1 protein-coding gene is annotated in these 839 nt (G+C 43.9%); it reads left to right on the top strand.

Going from position 1 to position 839, the window contains the following annotated elements; translation table 11 throughout:
• The coding region (locus tag FEDK69T_RS15950; RefSeq protein WP_035656398.1) for a hypothetical protein at positions 1-839 on the top strand (839 nt) is incomplete at both ends.

Here is an 839-nt window from a genome sequence, read left to right as displayed (position 1 = left end):
GTTAATGTGGGTACCACGACAATTACTTATACAGATAGCAACGGATGTTCAAATACAGCTGTTGTAAATGTGTTGTCATTGCCAACGGCTACCATTCAGATTTCAGGATCATCTCCAATCTGTACAGGATCAATAACTAATATTAAAATCGATGGTTCTCCGAACGCAACGGTTAATTATACGGTTAACGGAGTAAATGCTTCTCTTGTTTTACCGGCATCAGGGACAATAACTTTTGCAACTGCAGCTTTGACGTCACAAACCACATATCAGTTAGTGAATGTTACTGCAGGAACGGGATGTACAGCAACATTATTGGAACAAGTTGTTGTAAACATCGCTCCACAGCCAACTGCTCTGATTTCAGGCTCTACTTCGGTATGTTTTGGTCAACCGGCTACAATATCGTTCTCCGGAACTCCGAACGCAACTGTGGGCTATACTATTAATGGCGGACCAAGACAACCGGTACTTCTTAATGCAGCCGGTACTGCTACTGTAAATACAGGTAACTTGACAGCTGATACTACTTACGCTTTGGTTGATGTAACTGCCGGAACGGTGCCAAACTGTGTTCAGACAGTATCAGGATCTGCAATCGTAACTGTGGTACAAACACCTACAGTAACAACTGATCCAATATCACAACCATTGTGCTCAGGTCAGTCTACAGGAATTCGATTGAACGGAACAGTTCCGAATACTACTTTCACGTGGACTTATACCCAGACAGGAGGCGTAACCGGAGCTTCTAACGGAAGCGGAAACATCATCTCTCAGGTGCTTACTGCAGGAACTACAACGGGAACGGTAACGTATACTATTACACCGGCTGTAGG

This window comes from Flavobacterium enshiense DK69, assembly GCF_000498495.1.
Taxonomy (GTDB): domain Bacteria; phylum Bacteroidota; class Bacteroidia; order Flavobacteriales; family Flavobacteriaceae; genus Flavobacterium; species Flavobacterium enshiense.
This window is presented reverse-complemented; position numbering and strand designations above follow the sequence as displayed.